The 18,419-nt window shown below is 62.9% G+C and carries 19 protein-coding genes and 1 pseudogene; 9 read left to right on the forward strand and 11 right to left on the reverse strand.

Annotation, left to right across the window (positions count from 1 at the left end; translation table 11 throughout):
- Nucleotides 1-119: 119 nt before the first annotated feature.
- Nucleotides 120-503: a hypothetical protein gene (locus ACFQT0_RS25400; protein ID WP_380205779.1), complete on the forward strand. Its 384-nt coding sequence runs from the start codon at nt 120-122 to the stop codon at nt 501-503.
- Between the two features lie 10 nt (nt 504-513).
- Here the strand turns inward: ACFQT0_RS25400 and ACFQT0_RS25405 are convergent, their stop codons facing one another.
- The 4 genes from ACFQT0_RS25405 to ACFQT0_RS25420 all read right to left on the reverse strand — a co-directional run bounded on the left by ACFQT0_RS25405 (nt 514) and on the right by ACFQT0_RS25420 (nt 2,939).
- Nucleotides 514-1,455 (reverse strand): NmrA family NAD(P)-binding protein, encoded by a 942-nt coding sequence (locus ACFQT0_RS25405; protein ID WP_380205780.1) that lies wholly within the window; start codon nt 1,453-1,455, stop codon nt 514-516.
- A gap of 79 nt (nt 1,456-1,534) precedes the next feature.
- The gene (locus ACFQT0_RS25410; RefSeq protein ID WP_380205781.1) at nt 1,535-1,873 is read right to left on the reverse strand and encodes a hypothetical protein; all 339 of its coding nucleotides are present in this window, start codon (nt 1,871-1,873) and stop codon (nt 1,535-1,537) included.
- Between the two features lie 20 nt (nt 1,874-1,893).
- On the reverse strand, nt 1,894-2,373 hold the full coding sequence (locus tag ACFQT0_RS25415; RefSeq protein ID WP_380205782.1) for a hypothetical protein: 480 nt from the start codon (nt 2,371-2,373) through the stop codon (nt 1,894-1,896).
- Nucleotides 2,370-2,939 carry a hypothetical protein gene (locus ACFQT0_RS25420; RefSeq protein ID WP_380205783.1) on the reverse strand — a complete coding sequence of 190 codons (570 nt, stop codon included), beginning with the start codon at nt 2,937-2,939 and terminating at the stop codon, nt 2,370-2,372. Before ACFQT0_RS25420 ends, ACFQT0_RS25415 begins: the two co-directional genes overlap by 4 nt.
- Before the next feature lie 1,447 nt (nt 2,940-4,386).
- Here ACFQT0_RS25420 and ACFQT0_RS25425 point away from each other — a divergent pair.
- Nucleotides 4,387-5,202 (forward strand): annotated as a pseudogene (locus tag ACFQT0_RS25425) (gliding motility-associated C-terminal domain-containing protein); the annotation flags it as partial.
- Nucleotides 5,203-5,259: 57 nt separating this feature from the next.
- Here the strand turns inward: ACFQT0_RS25425 and ACFQT0_RS25430 are convergent.
- Genes ACFQT0_RS25430 through ACFQT0_RS25445 form a run of 4 tightly spaced genes read right to left on the reverse strand, consistent with a single transcriptional unit; the run spans nt 5,260 to nt 7,207 of the window.
- Nucleotides 5,260-5,964, reverse strand: a complete 705-nt coding sequence (locus ACFQT0_RS25430) for an SDR family NAD(P)-dependent oxidoreductase (RefSeq protein WP_380206135.1) — start codon at nt 5,962-5,964, stop codon at nt 5,260-5,262.
- A gap of 11 nt (nt 5,965-5,975) precedes the next feature.
- Nucleotides 5,976-6,122, reverse strand: a complete 147-nt coding sequence (locus tag ACFQT0_RS25435) for a hypothetical protein (protein ID WP_380205784.1) — start codon at nt 6,120-6,122, stop codon at nt 5,976-5,978.
- A 51-nt stretch (nt 6,123-6,173) separates the two neighbouring features.
- Nucleotides 6,174-6,869, reverse strand: coding sequence for a DUF2268 domain-containing putative Zn-dependent protease (locus ACFQT0_RS25440; protein WP_380205785.1), 696 nt, complete (start codon nt 6,867-6,869; stop codon nt 6,174-6,176).
- Nucleotides 6,755-7,207, reverse strand: a complete 453-nt coding sequence (locus ACFQT0_RS25445) for a hypothetical protein (RefSeq protein ID WP_380205786.1) — start codon at nt 7,205-7,207, stop codon at nt 6,755-6,757. Before ACFQT0_RS25445 ends, ACFQT0_RS25440 begins: the two co-directional genes overlap by 115 nt.
- A 298-nt stretch (nt 7,208-7,505) precedes the next feature.
- On the opposite strand from ACFQT0_RS25445, the gene ACFQT0_RS25450 reads away from it, so the two are divergent.
- From ACFQT0_RS25450 to ACFQT0_RS25460, 3 genes are all read left to right on the forward strand, one after another.
- On the forward strand, nt 7,506-8,423 hold the full coding sequence (locus tag ACFQT0_RS25450; RefSeq protein WP_380205787.1) for a pirin family protein: 918 nt from the start codon (nt 7,506-7,508) through the stop codon (nt 8,421-8,423).
- 224 nt (nt 8,424-8,647) lie between these two features.
- The gene (locus tag ACFQT0_RS25455) at nt 8,648-8,953 is read left to right on the forward strand and encodes a pullulanase X25 domain-containing protein (protein WP_380205788.1); all 306 of its coding nucleotides are present in this window, start codon (nt 8,648-8,650) and stop codon (nt 8,951-8,953) included.
- A gap of 65 nt (nt 8,954-9,018) precedes the next feature.
- The gene (locus ACFQT0_RS25460) at nt 9,019-11,217 is read left to right on the forward strand and encodes an alpha-amylase family glycosyl hydrolase (RefSeq protein WP_380205789.1); all 2,199 of its coding nucleotides are present in this window, start codon (nt 9,019-9,021) and stop codon (nt 11,215-11,217) included.
- Here ACFQT0_RS25460 and ACFQT0_RS25465 read toward each other — a convergent pair.
- Nucleotides 11,189-11,761 carry a class I SAM-dependent methyltransferase gene (locus ACFQT0_RS25465; RefSeq protein WP_380205790.1) on the reverse strand — a complete coding sequence of 191 codons (573 nt, stop codon included), beginning with the start codon at nt 11,759-11,761 and terminating at the stop codon, nt 11,189-11,191. The genes ACFQT0_RS25460 and ACFQT0_RS25465 overlap by 29 nt on opposite strands.
- Nucleotides 11,762-12,139: 378 nt before the next feature.
- Here ACFQT0_RS25465 and gntA point away from each other — a divergent pair, with 378 nt between their 5' ends.
- From gntA to ACFQT0_RS25480, 3 genes are all read left to right on the forward strand, one after another.
- Nucleotides 12,140-12,832 carry a guanitoxin biosynthesis heme-dependent pre-guanitoxin N-hydroxylase GntA gene (gene gntA, locus ACFQT0_RS25470; RefSeq protein ID WP_380205791.1) on the forward strand — a complete coding sequence of 231 codons (693 nt, stop codon included), beginning with the start codon at nt 12,140-12,142 and terminating at the stop codon, nt 12,830-12,832.
- Nucleotides 12,801-13,391: a DUF1989 domain-containing protein gene (locus ACFQT0_RS25475; RefSeq protein WP_380205792.1), complete on the forward strand. Its 591-nt coding sequence runs from the start codon at nt 12,801-12,803 to the stop codon at nt 13,389-13,391. Before gntA ends, ACFQT0_RS25475 begins: the two co-directional genes overlap by 32 nt.
- 287 nt (nt 13,392-13,678) lie before the next feature.
- Nucleotides 13,679-14,458, forward strand: a complete 780-nt coding sequence (locus ACFQT0_RS25480) for an oxygenase MpaB family protein (RefSeq protein ID WP_380205793.1) — start codon at nt 13,679-13,681, stop codon at nt 14,456-14,458.
- 58 nt (nt 14,459-14,516) lie between these two features.
- Here ACFQT0_RS25480 and ACFQT0_RS25485 read toward each other — a convergent pair whose 3' ends face one another.
- Nucleotides 14,517-15,989 carry a prolyl oligopeptidase family serine peptidase gene (locus ACFQT0_RS25485; protein ID WP_380206136.1) on the reverse strand — a complete coding sequence of 491 codons (1,473 nt, stop codon included), beginning with the start codon at nt 15,987-15,989 and terminating at the stop codon, nt 14,517-14,519.
- The gene (locus ACFQT0_RS25490) at nt 15,964-16,644 is read right to left on the reverse strand and encodes a hypothetical protein (RefSeq protein WP_380205794.1); all 681 of its coding nucleotides are present in this window, start codon (nt 16,642-16,644) and stop codon (nt 15,964-15,966) included. The genes ACFQT0_RS25485 and ACFQT0_RS25490 overlap by 26 nt, the downstream gene beginning before the upstream one ends.
- 297 nt (nt 16,645-16,941) lie before the next feature.
- Between ACFQT0_RS25490 and ACFQT0_RS25495 the strand changes: the two genes are divergently transcribed.
- Entirely contained in the window at nt 16,942-18,414 is a 1,473-nt protein-coding gene (locus tag ACFQT0_RS25495) for a hypothetical protein (RefSeq protein ID WP_380205795.1), read from the forward strand.
- Nucleotides 18,415-18,419: the final 5 nt, after the last annotated feature.

Raw genomic sequence — 18,419 nt, forward strand, 5'->3', positions numbered from 1 at the left:
TTGGGGGGCCGCTTCCCGAATCAGCACTGCTCAGTGGGGCCTTATTTAAAGCTCAGCCATAACTCCCGGGTACAACGGGCGTACGTCAAAGGGCTTTAACATTTGCCTGCTCTGCTGCTATGCCCAATTCAGCCCAACGGCGCGCTACCGACCTCGTTTCGCCCCGCGCGCACGCCATCATCGACCGGCTCTGCTTTCCCCTTATGCTGGGCATGGCGGCGTGGGCCATGCGGCGCAGCAAGCCCGCCGGGGCCCTTATCCTGGTCAATGCCTTGGGCGAGGGCGCCATTGGCTGCATCACGCGGTTTCCGACGGGCATTTGGCCGCTGCTCAGCTTCCGGACGCACGTGCGGGTGGGCCAGGTGGGCGGGCCGCTGTTTCTGGCGCTGGGCTACCTGCTGCCGCGCCAGCCCCGGGCCGAGCGCAACGCGGCCATCTTCTGGGGCGTGGTGCCCGTTGTGCTCAATGGTCTCAGCGACATCTCGGGCCGGCGCGCCCGCTAATTGAGTTGAGCTAAGCGCTGGGGCGCTGCGCCAGCACCTCGCGCACCGGCGTCCACCGGATGTCCGGGTAGCGGGCATTGTCGAGCGGCTGGAGCTTGGGCAGGCCCGTGAACATGTTGTGCATGTACTGCATGCCCTGCCAGGGCGGAAACACGTCGTCGCTGGCCGGCATCAGGGCTTTGGTCACCTTAATCAGGCCACCTAGCACCCACACCCCTCCCACCCGCAGCAGCTTAAACGGCTGGCCGGTGGCGGCGCTGGCGGCCTTTTGCAAGCCGCGCACGGAAGCCACCTCGCCGGCCACGCGTAGGTAGCGCGGCGTGGTGGGGTCGAGGGCCGCGGCGGCCGTGAATTCGGCCGTATTCTCTGTGGTGGTGAAGTCCAGGGGCTGGTCAGCATCGCCGTAGTACATCACCCGATTGATTTTGAACAGCACCACCGGCGCCTGCCCGGTGAGCAAGTCGGTAAACATGCCGTTGAGCACCGACGTGGCCTGAATGGGGGCCTGGTTGAGCCGCTGGTTGAACTCCCGGCGCAGGTCGAGGTTGCGGTTGGAGCCGTCGGGCAGCTTGGTGTAATCAATGCAGTAATCCGATGGGATAAAGCGGGGCACACCGGCCGCCACGGCCGCATCGAGCAGCCGCTTTTGCAGGTCCACTATCACTTCGCGCAGCCCCGACAGCGCCGATACCACGCAGGCCGCGCCCGCGCAGGCTTTGGTGAGCGCCGCTACGCTGTTGAAATCAACTTCCACCACTTCGGCGCCCTGCTCGCGCAAGGCGGCCACCTCCGGCCTGGTGCTTCCCGGCCGAACCAGCGCCCGCACCACGGCTCCGCGCTTTAGGAGGTGGTGCGCGATGCGAAAGCCAAGGTCGCCGGTGGCGCCGGCCAGCACGATGGTAGCGGGCCCGACATTGGGGCGGCTTTGATTTGCGGTAGTAAACTCGGCCAAAGGGTGGGGCTTAAACGTGGAAGACTGAAACCGGCGGCGGCCGGTTTGGTTAGCTCAGGCGGCAGGCAAGCCCGCGCTTTTAGAGGGTGCGTTTCTTTATCTTCTGCAGTTCCTGCTCGTAGGATGCGGCGGGTTCTTGTTCCTGGCGGGCGGCCGCCACGGCTTGCTGCTGCATGGCTTCCGCCTCGTCGAAGAATCGGAGGCGGTAGAGCAGATGAGCCAGGGTATCGTAGTTGTACGAAATCGGGTCCAGGTCAACGGTGCGCTTGCTCCATTGCAGGGCCTGCTGCAGGTATTTGCGGTTGCGGGTGCCGGTTTGGTAAATGGCCTTGGCGCCGTTGTTCAGCTCCAGCAGAAAAGAATTGGGCGGCCCCACCGAAAACTGCTGCCGCACCACAAAGGTACCGTTTGGACCCATTTTGGCGCCGGCTGGCTTCGCTACGGGGTTGGCCAGACGTTGCAGAGCAGCCCGCTGCTCCTGCCGATACGCCTGCACCGCGGCCACCACTTTTTGGCCGAGTCGGCCGAGACTGCCATGTAGTACCGCTCGTAGAAGCTGGCCGCCGCGGCCAGGTAATTGCTGGTGTCTTTGGTGCTGCTGTAAAAGCCGAGCATGTTGTCATCGAAGGCCCGGGTGCCGCGCGCGGGATTGTTGCCCCAGGTTCGGCGGGCGAAATTGGCGCCCTGCGTGGCCAGCTTACGGTCTTTGGTTGCAACTGCCTGGGCCATGGTATTCGTAATCATCAGGTTGTTGATGGCAATGCGCTGCGCCAGGGGCAGGGCCTGGTACAGACTGTCGTAGAGCCGGGTGTTGCGGCGGGTGAGCTGGTACGCCTTGCTGCCTACTACCGGCCCGTGGCCGAGCACAAACACCACTTCGGCGGCGCGGTCGAATGTGCGGGGCGGTAGCTGTTTCACGTAGGCGTCCAGCAGGTCGGGGTCCACGAGGGCCCAGCCTGCTGGCACTGGCTCATGTACTGCTTCAGAAAGCTAACCGACCGATTGCCTTGTTGAAACTGGGTCTGGAAATAGCTCAGATTCTGCGGGTCGGCTTGGGCTTGCCGAAACGCCTGCAAATCCTGCAGATAGCGCTGCTCGTTGGAAGCGCTGCCGGCACTGCGATAAAGCAAGCTGCCATCGGCCTCAAAGTAGAGGCAAGCCGGGTAGCGCGATACCGTATACTGGCGAATCACGGAAGCGCTTTCGGCGGTCCCGTACACCAGTTCCTTGTTCAAAAAATCTTTGTTCAGCACCGCTGCCACGGCCGGTGCATTAAGCCCCGACTCACTGCCCGACTTCCTGAGCACGCCCGGCGAAGCGGCGGGCGTCGGTGGCGAAGAAATCAGCACAAAGACGGGCTTGTTGAGCTGGCGCGCCCGGGCAAAAACCTGCGGCAGGGAGTCTTTTTCGAAGCGAATGGCTTGGGCCTGGGCCAGGCCGGAAGCTGCCCACAAGGCAAATCCAATCAGTAAGTACTGTTTCATACAGGAGTATAGCGGTAGAGCGATAAAAGTAGCAGGTAGCCTCGCAATACTGTACTTCCTCCTTTAAAGGAGGCTGGCCCCTCTTCTCCGGTATAAGCAGTGGCAGCTCAATTTTATCAGTAGCAGTGCGGGAGGGCCGGGCGCCAAGGCCGAAACTGGAGTTGAGGCCCAATTGATAATAGGCCTACCCTCCAGGTTGGGCAAATAAGCGAGGCGAAACTGCTGCCCTGGCGTTACTGGCTCAACGCTTATCTTGGCATGTCTCAAAGTATTCATTTCTTTATTTATGGCTGTACTTCCACCCAAAGCAGGCTCTTTAAGAGCGGGTGTGCTGCTATTTCTTTGGGTGATGCTGGGCCTGCTGCCGGCCGCTGCTTCCCACTTGGTAGGCGGCGAGCTGACGTATAAATACATAGACAACAAGGGGCCGGCGGGCCGGCCGCACCGCTACGAGGTCACGGCGCTGATATACTATGACTCCGGCACGCGGCCCGTGGGCGACGCTTATATCCCACTGGCCATCAGCACCAAGGACGCCCCTGGCAATTCGGTGCTCTTCACCAATGTCGTGCGGTACAGCTACCAGACAATTACGGCGCCGCCTGTGCCGGGGTGCTCCCTGCAGGGGCCGCCCGTGACGCTGGCCATGTACGTCACCGGCGTGAGCCTGCCCGCCTCCACCGCCGGCTACGTGGCCTCCTATACCGTGGGCAACCGGAATGCGGGCATTACCAACCTCCTGAATTCCTCGCAGCAATACATGACCTTATCGGTGGACATGACCCCGCCGACCATCCCCAATTATTCGCCGGCGTTTTCCGACAATGCGTTGTTTGTGGTGTGCCAGGGCGACACCACCACCGTCATCAACAACGCCTACGATGTAGACGGCGACCGCCTCAGCTACCGGTTTGCCACACCCAATAGCTTCACCGTCGGCTCGCCGGCAATATACGCGCCGGGCTATTCGGCCCCGCAGCCGTTTGGTACCTCGGGCTTTGTGAACATGGACGCGCGCACCGGGGTAGCCACCTACCTGGGCATGGCCCAGGGCACCTACCTCATGGCCATCGACGTGGACGAGTACCGCACCATCAACGGCAAGGAAGTGCTGCTGGGCACGCTCCGGCGCGACGTGCACGTGGTGGTGCGCGCCTGCTCGGGGCCCGGCAACAAAGCACCCGTTTTCAGCCGGACTACCCTGGCCCAAAAGGACTTTCAGGTGGAGGAAGGCCAACCCCTGAACTTTGACATCACCGCCACCGACCCCGAAGGCCAGCCCATCGGCATGAATGTGAGCAGCGTGCTCTTGGATGGCAACGGGGGCGTAGATGCGACCCTGAACGGGCAGACCGGCACGGGCTCGCTTACCAACCCGCTGGGCAGCGCGGCCATTAGCGGCCCGGGCATCGTGACGGGGGCCTTCCGCCTGCGCACCGCCTGCGGCATGGCCCGCGCCACGCCCTACGACGTGGTGGTGACCGTGGCCGATTACGGCTGCGGCAGCAAAACCACGGGCACGGTGTACCGCGTGTTTGTGCACAAGCCCGTGGCTCCCAGCCGCGTGCTAGGCGATTCGGTGCTGTGCGCCGAAAGTGTGGCCAACTACACAGTCTCGGGCCCGGCCCGCAACGCCTACCGCTGGCGCGTGCAAGGCGGCCAGGCGCTGGGCCCGGCCGGGGGCCCCACCGTGCAGGTACGCTGGACGGCGCCGGGCGCGGGCACTCTCACGGTGCAGGGCATCTCTGCCACCGGCTGCCTCACCGACTCGGTGGTGCGGGCCGTGGCCGTGGGCACGGGCCCGCCCGTAGAAGGCCCCGCCGCCTACTGCCGCACCGCCAATGCCAACACCGGCCTGCGCTACGCCGTTGCCGGCCCGCCCGCTGCCTACCAGTGGTCCATCACCAACGGCACGCTCGTGAGTGGGCAAGGCACCAACGAAGTGCGGGTGGATGTGGCGCCGGGAGCCGTGGCTACCCTGCAGGTGAGCGGCGCGGGCGCCGCCTGCCCCACCGTGCAGCGCATCAGCCCTGACGACAGCTGCCTGTTTTTCTACAACATCATCACCCCCAACGCCGACGGCCGAAACGACGTGTTCACCATCGAAAACGTGGAGCGCCACCCGGGCACGGCCCTCACGGTGTTCAACCGCTGGGGCCAGCAGATATACCACTCGCCTGATTACCGCAACACCTACGGCGGCGAAGGCCAAGGCCCTGGCGTGTACTACTACCGCTGCCTGCTGGCCGACGGCACGGCCTACAAAGGCTGGTTTGAGCCTGGTGCGCTAGCGCAATTCAGCTCAACCGACCACCACCAGCTAGCGCTTCGGCGGCAGCAGCCCGATGCCCTTGCCCAGCAGCCAGTCGAGCACGCGGGCCGGAATGAGGCGCGGCACTATCCAGCTGCGCAGCACGTCTGGCGCGATGGTGTAGCGCAGGCGCGGGCGGGGCGTTTCCAGAATGCTTACCAGCCGCCCGGCCACGTACTCGGGGCTGAGTCCTTTGTCGCGGGTTTGGTTCACGTAGCCGGCAAAGCGCTGGGCCGCGGCGTAGTAGGGCGTGTCGCGGTAGGGCTCCAGGTCGATGCCCTTATCCCAGATGGGCGTTTTGGTTACGCCCAGCCCGATAAGCACCATGCCCACGCCGAACAGCTGCAGCTCGCGGCGCCACGTGGCCGTGAGGCCTTCCAGCGCGAATTTGGTGCCCACATAGGCGCCCATAAAAGGAGAAGCTACCTGCCCGCTCACCGAGCCAATGTTGATGACGCGGCCGGGGCGGCCCCGGAAATCGGGCCGGGCCCCGAGCAGCGGCAGAAACGCCTGCGTTACCTGCACCAGGCCCAGCACGTTCACCTCGAAATGCTGCCGCACTACATCGATGGGCTGGTAAAGCAGCGGGCCGCCCACGGCAATGCCGGCGTTGTTGATGAGCCCGCGCAGGGGCTCGCCGGCCGCCTGGCGCGCTACCTCGGCCGCAGCCTGGGCTACGGCGGGCGCATCGGTCACGTCGAAAACCAGCGGCACGACGTTTTCGCCTAGCTCAACTTGCAGGCGGGCGGCATCGGCGGGGTGCGCACGCTGCCAAACACGCGGTAGCCGCGGCCCACAAAAGCGCGGGCCGTGGCCAGCCCCAGGCCACTCGATACGCCCGTGATTACCAGGGCCGGAAGAGAAGGATTCATGGCCGGAAGGTAGCCCAATTTTGGCAACGGCGGGGTGGCTGGCAGATGCGGCTATTTGCTGGCGGCCGGGGCTTCCAGCTCGGTCAGGGCCAGCTCAATTTCGGGCTGCAGCTGGCTGAGCTTGGCGTGCGCCAATTCCTGCAGCAAATGGCGCTTGGCCAGTTTTTCGGCCACGAGGTAGCCGATGTAGTATCCCGAGCGGGCGGGCGTTGCGGCTTTTTCATCGTAGCCGCCCATGAAGTAGCGGGTGTAGTCGTCTTTGGACTCGGAGGTCAGCACGGCGTGCAGCTCGCGGGCGTAGCGGGGCAGGTCGGCCTGGGTGCGCTCGGGGGTGTTGCGCGGCAGCCCAAACAGGGCCACACCCGCTGCCTTGGGGTTGAGGGCGTGGGCGACGTAAGTGGCCAGCCCCTCGCGCCACAGGTAGCCCACGATGTTGCTGCCGTCTTCCAGAAACTGGGAGTGGTAGATGTGGAACAGCTCGTGGTCGAAGAAGGGCTCGGGGTCGGCGTCGTTGCCGTACACATAGGCCATCATGTCGAGCCCAAACAGCAGCGCTTCCTGGCCCTGCACCGAGCGGGTGGCCCCGTCGAAGCCGCCGAGCGAGTACATAAAGTAGATGCGGCCGGTGTAGTTCAGGTCCGGAAAGGTTTGGCGGAAGCGGCTTTCGTAGCGTGGCAGGTCTTTGCCGATTTGCTTGGACAAGCGCTCCACAATGGCCATCTTGGGCTGCACCATGCCCTGCACCATGCGGTAGCGGGTGGGCAGGGCTTCGGCAAGGGCTTGGGCGACGGGCCACCGCCCAGCACGTCGTTGTTGTACACTTCGGGGTGCGGGTCGGCCACCAGCTTCTTGAACAGTTGCGCCTGCGTGGCTTCGTCCTTGCCTTTGGCCTGGGCCCAGAATTTCCAGAAGGTAGGCATCAGGTCGATTACCGTATAGGTGGGCGCTGCTGGCGCCGTGGCGATGGTGGCCGGCACGGCCTGGGACGCCTGCGGCGGAACCGTGGGCTCACCAAACCCCAACAGGAACAAGCAGCTGCTGACCAACGAACAGCCAATAGAACCGGCCAAAATCATGAAATTCATAGCGTAAGGGTGAGAATTAAGGCGCCAAATTTATTATTTGTGGCCTACTTCACCAAACTCCTGGGCTCTTGGGCACTAGGACCGTTGGAGCAGTTTCGGATTGCATGAACAGTAGCACGGCCGTACGCCGATTCCAAAACGGCTATCATGTTGTCAATTCGACATTCTGATTGCCGGCTATTCTGCAAGTGCCTTTATTTTTAGAGTGACTTTAGCGCCGCCAGTTCTGCCTCTGGAGGCGGCGGCCGTATCTTCCGTAGCACTAGGCCTAACGTAAATCAGCTCAATTTCGCCCCCTATGCTCGACCTCGTCATTGATGCCCGCCCCGCTTCCCTGGCCCCCGGCTTCGCGGTGAAGCGGATACTGCCGTACCGGCTGCGGCGCATGCTGGGGCCGTTCATTTTTATGGACCACGCCGGGCCCGTGCACGTGGCGCCCGAGCAGCTGCACAGCCTCGACGTGCTGCCCCACCCGCACATTGGCCTGAGCACCGTCAGCTACCTGTTTGGCGGGCAGGTCACGCACCGCGACAGCCTGGGCGTGGAGCAGATTATCCGGCCGGGCGAAGTCAACTGGATGACGGCGGGCCGCGGCATTGCCCACTCCGAGCGGTTTGAGGACCCGGGCGCGCTGGCGGGCGGCGCCCTGGAGATGATTCAGACCTGGGTGGCCCTGCCCGAAGCCGCCGAAGAGCAAGCCCCCGCCTTCGCCAACTACCAGCCGCAGGAACTGCCCATCTTCACCGATACCGGCGTATGGATGCGCCTGATTGCCGGCGACGCCTTCGGCCTGCGCAACGACGTCAAAACGCACTCGCCCCTGTTTTACCTGCACGTGGTACTGCAAACCGGCGCCCGCTTCGGCCTGCCCCGCGGCTACCCCGAGCGCGGCGCCTATGTGGCCAAAGGCCGCGTGGAAGTGAACGGCCAAACCTATACCCCGGGCCAGCTGCTGGTCTTTACGCCCGGCCTCGACCCCGTGCTGGTGGCCCTGGAGCCCAGCACGCTCATGCTGCTGGGCGGCGAGCCGCTGGGCGAGCGGTTTATCTGGTGGAATTTTGTGTCATCGCGCCGCGAGCGAATTGAGCAGGCCAAAGCCGACTGGCAAGCCGGCCGCATTGCCCTGCCGCCGAACGACAACGCCGAGTTTGTGCCGCTGCCCGAGGACAAGTCGCGGCCGGCCGGCTCATCGCCGGCGCCCCAGGCACTGTCGTAAGTACTGAATGACGTTGAATGGATGTAGAGATGCAATATTTTGCGTCTCGTCGTTCGCGCCAGCCGCGCAATTCAAACGTTGCCGTTCAACGACGAGACGCAAAATATTGCGTCTCTACAACAGCAATTCCGCTGCCACCGCAACAAGGGCATTGGGCACTACCGGGGTATCTTTATATGAATTTCTGATAACCGGCTGCCCCCACCCAGCGCTTTGCTTGCCCCATGAAACACCTCTTCCTTCTTGCCTGCTTAACGCTGACCTTTTTCGGGCAGGCGACGCCCCTCACCTTCCGGGTTGATATGACCGGGCAGACCGTGGGCGCGGGCGGGGTGCACGTGGCGGGCAACTTCCAGGCGGCCGCGGGCTTTGCCGGCGACTGGAACCCGGCCACCACCGCCCTCCTCGACCCCGATAACGACAAGGTGTACGAAGCCACGGTGAACGTGCCGGCAGGCTTGTACCTCTACAAATTCGTGAACGGCAACAGCTGGGCCGGGGCCGAGGTGCCCGCCGCCGCTGCGGCGTAACTGACGGCGGCGGCAACGTCAACCGCCAGCTCAGCCTGGGCGCCACCGCCCTGCGCCTACCCAGCGTGGGCTTTGGCGACTGCAACACCCAGGTGCGGCTGGCCGTGAACATGCAGGGCCAAACCGTGGCGCGAACGGGAGTGCACGTGGTGGGCAACTTCCAGGCCCTGGCCGGCTACGGCACCAACGGCGATGCCACCGCCATTGAGCTGCGCGACGACAACAGCGACGGCACCTACGAAGTGCAGCTGTCGCTGCCCGCACCCGGCCGCTTCCAGTACCGGTTTGTGAACGGCAACACCCTGGCCGGCGCCGAGACCGTGCCCGCCGCCTGCGGCACCGACGACGGCACCGGCACCCTGACCCGGGTACTGGACGCTACGGCGGCCGTAAACGCGCCGGCCGCCGCGTGCTTTGGCTCCTGCCAGAGCTGCGGCACGGCGCCCATCACCAACTATAGCACCTTCTGGTGGAACGACGCCGTGTTTTACGAAGTATTCGTGCGCAGCTTCTACGACAGCAACGGCGACGGAAAAGGCGACTTCGCGGGCCTGACCGCCAAGCTCGACTACCTGAACGACGGCAACCCCGCTACCACTACCGACCTGGGCGTGACGGCCCTGTGGCTGATGCCCATGATGGAGTCGCCGAGCTACCACGGCTACGACGTGACCAACTACAAAGCCACCGAGCCCGACTACGGCACCATGGCCGAATTTGAGGCGTTTCTGGCCGCCGCCCACTCCCGGGGCATCAAGGTCATTATCGACTTGGTGCTCAACCACGCCTCGAGCCAGCACCCGTGGTTTACGCAGGCGGCCAGCAGCGCCACCAGCCCCTACCGCGACTGGTTTCTGTGGTCGGCTACCCAGCCCACCTACAAGGGGCCGTGGGGCCAGACGGTGTGGCACCCGCGCAACGGCAGCTACTACTACGGCATTTTCTGGGACGGCATGCCCGACCTGAACTGGCGCAACCCGCAGCTCAAGGCTACCATGTGGGACGCCTCCCGCTTCTGGCTCCAGAAAGGCGTGGACGGCTACCGGCTCGACGCGGTGAAGTACCTGGTGGAAACCGGCACCACGCTGGAAGACACGCCGGAAACCTTCAGCATTCTCGAGGAATTTCATGACTCCGTGAAGCGCGTCAACCCCAACGCCTTCACGGTGGGCGAGGCCTGGTCGGTTACGCCCAAGGTGCGGCCCTACGTGGTGAACGACCGGCTGGACGTGTGCTTTGAGTTCGATTTGGCCACGGCCATCATCAACGCCACCAACTCCGGCAACCCCGCGGGCCTGCGCACCCAGCTCAATTTGGTAGACGCCACTTACCCCAAGCTGCAGTACGCCACCTTCCTCACCAACCACGACCAGGACCGGGTGATGGGCGCCCTCGGCGGCAACCAGGCCCTGATGAAGCAGGCCGCCGCCCTGTACCTAACTATGCCCGGCGTACCCTTCCTGTACTACGGCGAGGAAGTGGGCATGCTGGGCGCGGGCCCCGACGAAGACAAGCGCAAGCCCATGCAGTGGACGGCCGGCACCAACGCGGGCTTCAGCACCGGCTCGCCGTGGCGGGGCCTCAATTCCAACTACGCCCAGTTCAACGTGGCCACCCAGCAGGCTGACCCGGCCTCGCTGCTCAACCACTACAAAAAACTCATTGGGCTGCGCACCGGGCAGGAAGTACTACGCAAAGGCTACCTGCTGCCCCTCACGGCGGCCACCAGCAGCCTGCTCAGCTACGCCCGGGTATACAAGCAGGAGGCCGTGGTGGTGGTGTCCAACTTTGCCAATACGGCCGTGAGCGCGGCGTCGGTGTCGCTGGCGGTGTCGTCGCTGCCCGCGGGCACCTACCAGGCCACCGACCTGTACACGGGCCAGGCCGCGGGCTCGGTTACCGTCGATGCGCAGGGCGGCTTCAGCAGCTGGAGTACGGCGCTGCCCGCCCTGGCCGCCCACCAAACATGGCTGCTCCGCCTCACACTGGCCCAGCCCACCGCCACGGCCAACGCCAAAAAGGTTTTTGCACTACAGCTGTACCCCAACCCGACCACCAGCCTGGTGCATGTGGAGCTGCCCGCCTCGGCCGCCACGCAAAGCAAGCTCACGGTGTACGACCTGCTGGGCCGGGTGCGGAGCACGTACCGCGTAGCCGGCCGCACGCACACCCTGGACACCAGTTCCTGGGGCAACGGCACGTACTTCGTGAAAGTCGAGTCCGGCAAAGCCGTTTCTACGCAGCGGCTGGTGGTGGCGCACTAGCCGAGCTGCCGGATTCTTCTGTTGAGCCAGCCTCCGGCGTGTACACCAGCACGTGCGCCGGAGGCAGGTTCAGCAGCACGTGGGTTTGGCTTTCCAGCCTGAAAAACCGCTCGAACAGCTTGGTATTCTGCAGCGAGTACTGAAACAGGATGAGCTTGCCGTCGGGCGGCAGCACGTCGCGGGTGTGCTCCAGAATGCGGTAGTCCAGGCGCAGCGGCAGCGAGGTAAAGGGTAGCCCGCACACCACGTATTCGGCCTGCGGGGCGTTGATTTCCTGCAGGTACTCCCCAGTTTTATCGGCGGAGCCCAGCACCACGTGCACGTTGGGCTGGCCCGCGTACCGCTCCTTCAGGAGCTTACAAAACTCCTCGTTTAGCTCCACTAGCAGCACCACCGTCTCGGCCCGGCGCCGCTGAATGATGACGTCGGTGAAAACGCCCGTGCCCGGCCCATACTCCACAATGCACTGGGCCGTGGCGAAGTCGATGGGCTCCATCACCTTATCGGTAAGCTCCTGGGAGCTAGGCACCAGCGAGCCCACCATGGCCGGGTTGCGAAAAACTCTTTGACGAAAGGATGCAGCATACAAGCAGTGGGGCCGGAGTGGCCAAGCCTGGGAAGTCTGCTTGTACGGCGGCCGTTTCTTCGGGTAAACACCGGGGCAGCTCAGCGGCCCGCTTTTCAGCTCAATTTCTTGCCCGGCGCAATCCTTCGGCTCCTAAGGGGCACCCGAAACCAAGGCGGAAAACCTGAACCATTCAGCGGGCTTTTTACTGCTGAGACTGAAAACGATAAGCTCGATACAATATCATTATGTTTAACTTTTGTTAGACTTTTTTAAACAAAAAATTTTCCTGGACCGTAAGCTAGCCCACCCCTTTCCAATTAGTGCTCCTACCAGAGCAGTTAGCTTATCCAGTATATGGTTGATTTAAAAGAACCTACCGAAGTCAAAGAATACTTTGACTACATCGCCAGGAAAGATTTTCCCTGTGTGGCTGCCAAGACCGCGCTCACCTGGAAGCAGCTTGATTGCTTAGTCGTTGACCATCTGGCTTGCCCCAAAGACGACGCGGAGATTCTGGACTTTATCTACGGCTTTGTGGAGAAATACCGGCAGTCGGAAAAGCTCTACCACAGCGCGGCCGTCATTTTCCGCGGGCCCACCCAGCCCAACGAGGCGCTGTTTGAGGAGCTGTTCTGGCAGCGGCTGCAGTCGCTGGCCAACCTCGACGCCCGAAAGTTCGGTTACGACCCGCGCGTGGTGGCCGACCCTACTTCGCCCGAATTCAGCTTCAGTTTGAAGGAAGAGGCCTTTTTTGTGGTGGGCCTGCACCCGGGCAGCGGCCGCGCGGCGCGGCAGTTCCAGTACCCCACGCTGGTGTTTAACCCACACGCCCAGTTCGAGCAAATCCGGACGAACGGCCGCTTCGACCACCTGCGCGACACCATCCGGACCCGCGACGTGGCCTACTCCGGCTCGGTAAACCCGATGCTGCAGAACTACGGTGCCGCTTCCGAAGTATACCAGTACACCGGCAAAGCCTACGACGATGCCTGGCAATGCCCTTTCCTCAGCCCCCATGCCCGAGCCTCAGCTAATACCGCCGCGTAGCGGCACCGCTTTCCTTCTTCGCCGGGGCCAGCGCCTGAAAATAACCGACCCGCAGGGCGAACAAGTATCGGACTTTGTGTGCTTTAACCTGCATGATACGGCCGAGTACCTGTCGTCGGGCCGCACCATCGACTACGCCGAAACCATCTTCCTCACCGCCGGCCACCCGTTCTACTCCAACCGGAGCAACGTGATGTTTGAGATGGTGGAAGACACCGTGGGCCGGCACGACTTCCTGCTCACGCCCTGCAGCGCCGACACGTTTCGCATCATCTATGGGCACGAGCACCCGCACCGCGGCTGCTTCGGCAACCTGAGCGAGGCCCTGGCCCCGCACGGCATCACCCCCGACCAGATTCCGATTTGCTTCAACATCTTCATGCACGTGACCGTGGACGGCGACACGGGCAAGGTGGGCGTGCTGCCACCCAAAAGCCGCGCCGGCGACTACGTAATACTCGAAGCCAAAATGGACCTGATTGTGGGCATGACGGCCTGCTCGGCCGAGATGTCGAACAACTACGCCTTCAAGCCCATCGTGTACGAAATATTGGGCTAAAATGCAGGATACCAGCATTAACAATTAACCGTCATGCCGAGCGCAGCCGAGGCATCTCGCTCGCGCCGCCTGTCATGCTGAGCCTGCGAAGCATCTTATCACAGTGGAACGATTAGTTCTTACCTGATAAGATGCTTCGCAGGCTTAGCATGACAGACGATTGAGTTACTACCACACGCGAGATGCTTCGGCTTCGCTCGGCATGACGGGCAGTAGTTTAAAAACGCTCTGCATAACACGTTCTTCAGGGCCCGGAGCCTTTTGCCAACGCCAGCCGTTCTTGCAGCATGGAATATTTTGTGAAGCCGGGGTCGGTGGTGCGCGCCATTTGGGGCAAGGCCGATACCGTGCTGTTCATTTTTGCGGGTGCGGCGGCCGAGTTTGCCCTCAACAAGGCCGTGGACTGGCTTTACTTCACCGGCCGCCTGCCCGCCGACCCATTGGCCCGCTTGTTTTCGACGGTGGAGTACGCCCGCCGCATCGTGTACTCCAGCCAGGCCGGGGCCGAGCGCGCCATCGATTCAATTGCCGCCATTCACGGGGCCGTGGAAGCCAAGCGCGGCATGGCCATTCCCGACTGGGCCTACCGCGACGTGCTGTTCCTGCTCATCGACTATTCCATCCGCGCTTTCGAGACGCTGGAGCGCCCGCTCACCCCGGCAGAAAAAGAGGAAATCTTCGACGTGTTTGCCCGCGTGGGCCGGCGTATGGGCGTCAGGGAAGTGCCGGCCACCTATGCCGAATGGCTGCCCGTGCGCCAGCAGCACCTGGCCGCCGACCTGGAATACAGCCGCTTCACCGCCGACCTGTACCAACAATACCGCAAGCACCTGGGCCCGTTCCGCTACTGGCTGCTGCGCCACGCCCAGCGCCTGGTGGTACCCGGCACCGTGCGCGAATTGCTGCAGCTGGGCACTACCTCTTGGGTGCGGCCCATCCTGCCGGTGTACCGCCGTACCCAGCAGGCGGCGCTGGGGCGCTGGATGAAAGCCGCCATTTTGCCACCGACTTACCGGGCCCAAATTGAGGCACTGGACGCTGTGCCTGACAGCACGCTGGCGTATTAACCTAAAAAGCCTGCCGACCCATTGGGGCCGGCAGGCTTTTCAGCTCAACTCGGTTGGGTTAGTTGTTCTGGTACGGCGTCACGCCCATATTCTGGAACATGAAGCTCCACTTGTCTGCCTGCTCGCTGATGACCTGGGCCGTGGAGCGGCCTGCGCCGTGGCCAGCTTTGGTTTCAACGCGGATGAGTACCGGCGCCGGGCCCTTCTGCGATTCCTGCAGCTTGGACGCGAACTTGAAAGAGTGCGCGGGTACCACACGGTCGTCGTGGTCGGCGGTGGTGACCAGGGTGGCGGGGTAGCTGGCGGGCTTCAGTGCGTGGTAGGGCGAGTACTTGTAGAGGTAGTCAAACATCTCCTTGGAGTCCTGGGCCGTGCCGTAATCGTATGACCAGCCGGCACCGGCTGTGAACTGGTTATAGCGCAGCATGTCCATCACGCCCACGGCCGGGAAAGCTACTTTGAACAGCTCGGGGCGCTGGGCCATGGTGGCGCCCACCAGCAGGCCGCCGTTGGAAGCGCCCGAGATGGCGAGGTAGTCTTTCGAGGTGTAGTTGTTCTTCACCAGGTATTCGGCCGCGGCAATGTAGTCGTCGAACACGTTCTGCTTCTGGAGCTTGGTGCCAGCCAGGTGCCACTTCTCGCCGTACTCGCCGCCGCCCCGGATGTTGGGCACGGCGTAGATGCCGCCGTTCTCGAGCAGCACAATGTTGGAGGTGCTGAAGCCGGGCGTGGTGCTGGAGTTGAAGCCGCCGTAGGCGTAAAGCAGCGTGGGGTTTTTGCCGTTCATCACCGTGCCTTTCTTATAGGTGATAATCATCGGGATACGGGTGCCGTCCTTGGAGTTGTAAAACACCTGCTTCGACTCGTACTTGGTGGGGTCAAACTGCACGCCGGCCTTCTTCCACACCGTCGATTTGCCGGTGGCGATGTCGTACTTGAAGATGGTGGGCGGGTAGATGTAGGACGTGAAGGTGTAGTAGGTTTGCTTTTCCTCTTTCTTGGCACTGAAGCCGCCGGCCGAGCCCACCGAGGGCAGGGCAATGCTCCGCTCCTTCTTGCCGTTCATGTCGTACTGCTCAATCAGCGACGTAGCGTCTTTCAGGTAGTTGGCGAAGATTTTGCCGCCGGCGGTGGTGGCGCGCAGCACGTTCTTGGTTTCCGGAATCAGGTCTTTCCAGTTGGCGGGCTTGGGGTTGCTTGCGTCCACGGTCACCACCTTGCCGTTGGGTGCGTTCAGGTTGGTTTCGATGTAGAGCTTGCTGCCCACGTTGTCGAGCACGCTCACTTCGTTCTTCTCATTATCAACCACCTGCACAATGGGGCTGCCCGCCTTGCTCAGGTCCTGAATGTAGAGCTCGTTGCCGGTGGTGGTGTTGGCGCCGCTGATGACCAGGAAACGCTCGTCCTCGGTCACGGAGCCGTTGATGTAGCGGCGGGGCGTTTTCTCGCCGCCAAACACCATCTTATCGGCCGTTTGCGGCGTGCCCAGCTTGTGGTAATACAGCTTATGAATCTGGGTTTTGCCGGCCAGGCTGGCTGCCGGTTTTGGGCTTGTCGTAGCTGCTGTAGTAGAAGCCGTCGTTGCCCTTCCAGGCCAGGCCCGAGAACTTCACGTCCTTAAGCGTGTCGCCCACGATGGACTTGTCCGAGGTTTTCAGCACAATCACCTTGCGCCAGTCGGAGCCGCCTTCCGAAATCTGGTAAGCAGCCAGGCTGCCGTCTTTGGTGAAGTTGATGCCGGCCAGCGAGGTGGTGCCGTCTTTCGAGAAACTGTTGGGGTCGAGGAATACCTCCGGGGTGCCCGTGGCGCCCTGCTGCCGGTACAGCACCGACTGGCTCTGCAGGCCGGTATTCTTCGTGAAATACATGTACTTGCCTTCCTTGAAGGGGGCGGTGTACTTCTCGTAGTTCCACAGCGTTTCGAGGCGCTTGCGGATGGCGTCGCGGAAAGGAATCTGGGCCAGGTAAGCCTGGGTCACCTTGTTTTCTTCCTGCACCCAGGACTTGGTGTCGGCGGCCTGGTCGTTTTCCAGCCAGCGGAACGGGTCGGCCACCTTGGTCCCGAAGTAGGTGGTCACGGTGTCGACCTTTTTCGTCTGCGGATACGGCAGGGTCTTGATGGGGGCCTGGGCGTAAGCGTGCGAGCCTAGCAGCACAGCGGCCAACGATGCATAAATGCTTCTCATAAGTACGATTTGGTGGGATTTGAGAATGGCGCAAAACCGGAGTCGAACGCGCCCCGGCAATCTAGCAACCGACAACCCGACTTTCCAAGCCGTTGTTCCGCAGCCGATTGGCGGTGGCAAGGTACGGAGCGCCGGCGATGCGACCCGCAGCGCGAGCGTAAAGCCACACCGGCCCAAGGAGCCAGAAAGATAGCGGGGCGGCCACACCGGGCCAGCAGCCAGCTTATGGCAGCGTAATTTCACCCCGAAAACCGGGAGCGGCCGGCCTGCTTCCCTCCTACCCAAGCCCCCTTCTGCGTGCTGAAGCGACACTGGCATTACCTGCTGCTCCTGTTCCTGCTATTCGATTTCGGCTATTCGTTCTGGCACTACATGCAGTTTGCGCTCGACGGCGACCTCGCGCCCGTGGTGTGGCCCAGCGAGGGGTTTAGCCACGTGCTGCGCGACCCGTTTGGCTTGCGGGTGCTGCTGCACAACGACCGGTACCCGGCACCCAACCGCTTTTTCGCGCACTTCTTTCTGTTTGAGTACTTCCGGCACGTACCGCTGTGGCTGCAGCACCTGCTGAGCCCGCTCGATAGCCTGTACGCGGCCTGCGCCCTGGTAAAAATCACCGCCCACGCCCTGATAGTGTACGCACTGGCCGTGGCCGTGAGCAACCGCACCCACGTGCTGCACGAACACTTCCTGCTGGCGGCGGTGCTGGTCTCGCCCCTGCTTCAAACCTCGGGCTTCAACTACCAGATGGGCGTGGTGGATTGGTCGATAACCTACACGGCGTTTTACGCGCTGCCCCTGGCGCTGCTGCTGCTGTTTTTTCTGCCGTTTTTTCGGGCGGCGGTGCACGGCACGCCGTTGCGGGTGTCGTGGTGGGGCTACGCCGGGCTCGTTGGGCTGGCGTTAATAGTGTCTTTCAGCAGCCCCACCATTCCGGGCACGGCCCTGGTGGTGTGCCCCGCCGTGCTGCTGGTGGGCTGGTACCGGCGCTTTGCCGCACGCTCCGGCCAGCCGTGGCTGCTCCGGGCCAGCCGGGCCCTGGGCGACATTCCTCGTCCCGTGCTCATCCTGTTCGGGCTGCTCAGTGCGCTGAGTTTGTATTCCCTGTTTATTGGGCTGAACAACTCGGAGAACCTGTGGACCAACCTGCCCCTGGCCCAACGCTACGCGCGGCTGCCGCTGGGCGTCTACTACCAGTTCACCTCCCAGTTCCTGACCGATGAGCCCCTGACCGGCGTGGGCTTGCCGCTGCTGCTGGCCATGCTGTTGGTCAATGCCTTCTTGCTGGGCCGGCAACAGCGCACGCCATTGGGCACCCACACCCTGGCCGTGCTCAAGCTCCTGGCGCTGTTTGCCCTGATTTACCTTTTGCTGCTGCCCCTGGGCGGGTACCGCTCGTACCGCGAGTTCATCGTGCGGCGCGACACCATCCTACCCATCACCATCGGCATGATAGCAGCGTTCGCCCTGTCGGCGTTTTACCTGCTTACGCACCTGCCCAAGCCTTCGCGGTGGCAGTACGCGACGGCGGTAGCGGCATTCCTGGCGGTGTTTACCCTGGCCGACCAGTTCCAGCCCAACAAGTCCAATGCCTGCGAGCGGGCTTTGTTTACCACGCTGGCGCAGTCGCCCGCGCCCATTGTGCGGCTGCCCGCCACCTGCACCATGATGGACTGGCAACCCCTCACCGACTACCGCAAGTCCGAACTCAACGGCCAGATGCTGCAGTACTGGGGCATTACCAAGACGCCCAAGCGCTACTACCAGCAGTAGTTGAG

This window comes from Hymenobacter humi, from assembly GCF_042665855.1.
Lineage (GTDB): Bacteria > Bacteroidota > Bacteroidia > Cytophagales > Hymenobacteraceae > Hymenobacter > Hymenobacter humi.

Coding starts and splice junctions, on each gene's coding strand:
- ACFQT0_RS25490 (WP_380205794.1), bottom strand. CDS start 16,644: ATGAGAAGCATTTATGCATCGTTGGCCGCTGTGCTGCTAGGCTCGCAC.
- ACFQT0_RS25475 (WP_380205792.1), top strand. CDS start 12,801: ATGCCCGAGCCTCAGCTAATACCGCCGCGTAGCGGCACCGCTTTCCTT.
- gntA (WP_380205791.1), top strand. CDS start 12,140: ATGGTTGATTTAAAAGAACCTACCGAAGTCAAAGAATACTTTGACTAC.
- ACFQT0_RS25435 (WP_380205784.1), bottom strand. CDS start 6,122: ATGAATCCTTCTCTTCCGGCCCTGGTAATCACGGGCGTATCGAGTGGC.
- ACFQT0_RS25455 (WP_380205788.1), top strand. CDS start 8,648: ATGAAACACCTCTTCCTTCTTGCCTGCTTAACGCTGACCTTTTTCGGG.
- ACFQT0_RS25440 (WP_380205785.1), bottom strand. CDS start 6,869: ATGGTGCAGGGCATGGTGCAGCCCAAGATGGCCATTGTGGAGCGCTTG.
- ACFQT0_RS25400 (WP_380205779.1), top strand. CDS start 120: ATGCCCAATTCAGCCCAACGGCGCGCTACCGACCTCGTTTCGCCCCGC.
- ACFQT0_RS25410 (WP_380205781.1), bottom strand. CDS start 1,873: ATGGGTCCAAACGGTACCTTTGTGGTGCGGCAGCAGTTTTCGGTGGGG.
- ACFQT0_RS25480 (WP_380205793.1), top strand. CDS start 13,679: ATGGAATATTTTGTGAAGCCGGGGTCGGTGGTGCGCGCCATTTGGGGC.
- ACFQT0_RS25420 (WP_380205783.1), bottom strand. CDS start 2,939: ATGAAACAGTACTTACTGATTGGATTTGCCTTGTGGGCAGCTTCCGGC.
- ACFQT0_RS25445 (WP_380205786.1), bottom strand. CDS start 7,207: ATGAATTTCATGATTTTGGCCGGTTCTATTGGCTGTTCGTTGGTCAGC.
- ACFQT0_RS25450 (WP_380205787.1), top strand. CDS start 7,506: ATGCTCGACCTCGTCATTGATGCCCGCCCCGCTTCCCTGGCCCCCGGC.
- ACFQT0_RS25465 (WP_380205790.1), bottom strand. CDS start 11,761: ATGGTGGGCTCGCTGGTGCCTAGCTCCCAGGAGCTTACCGATAAGGTG.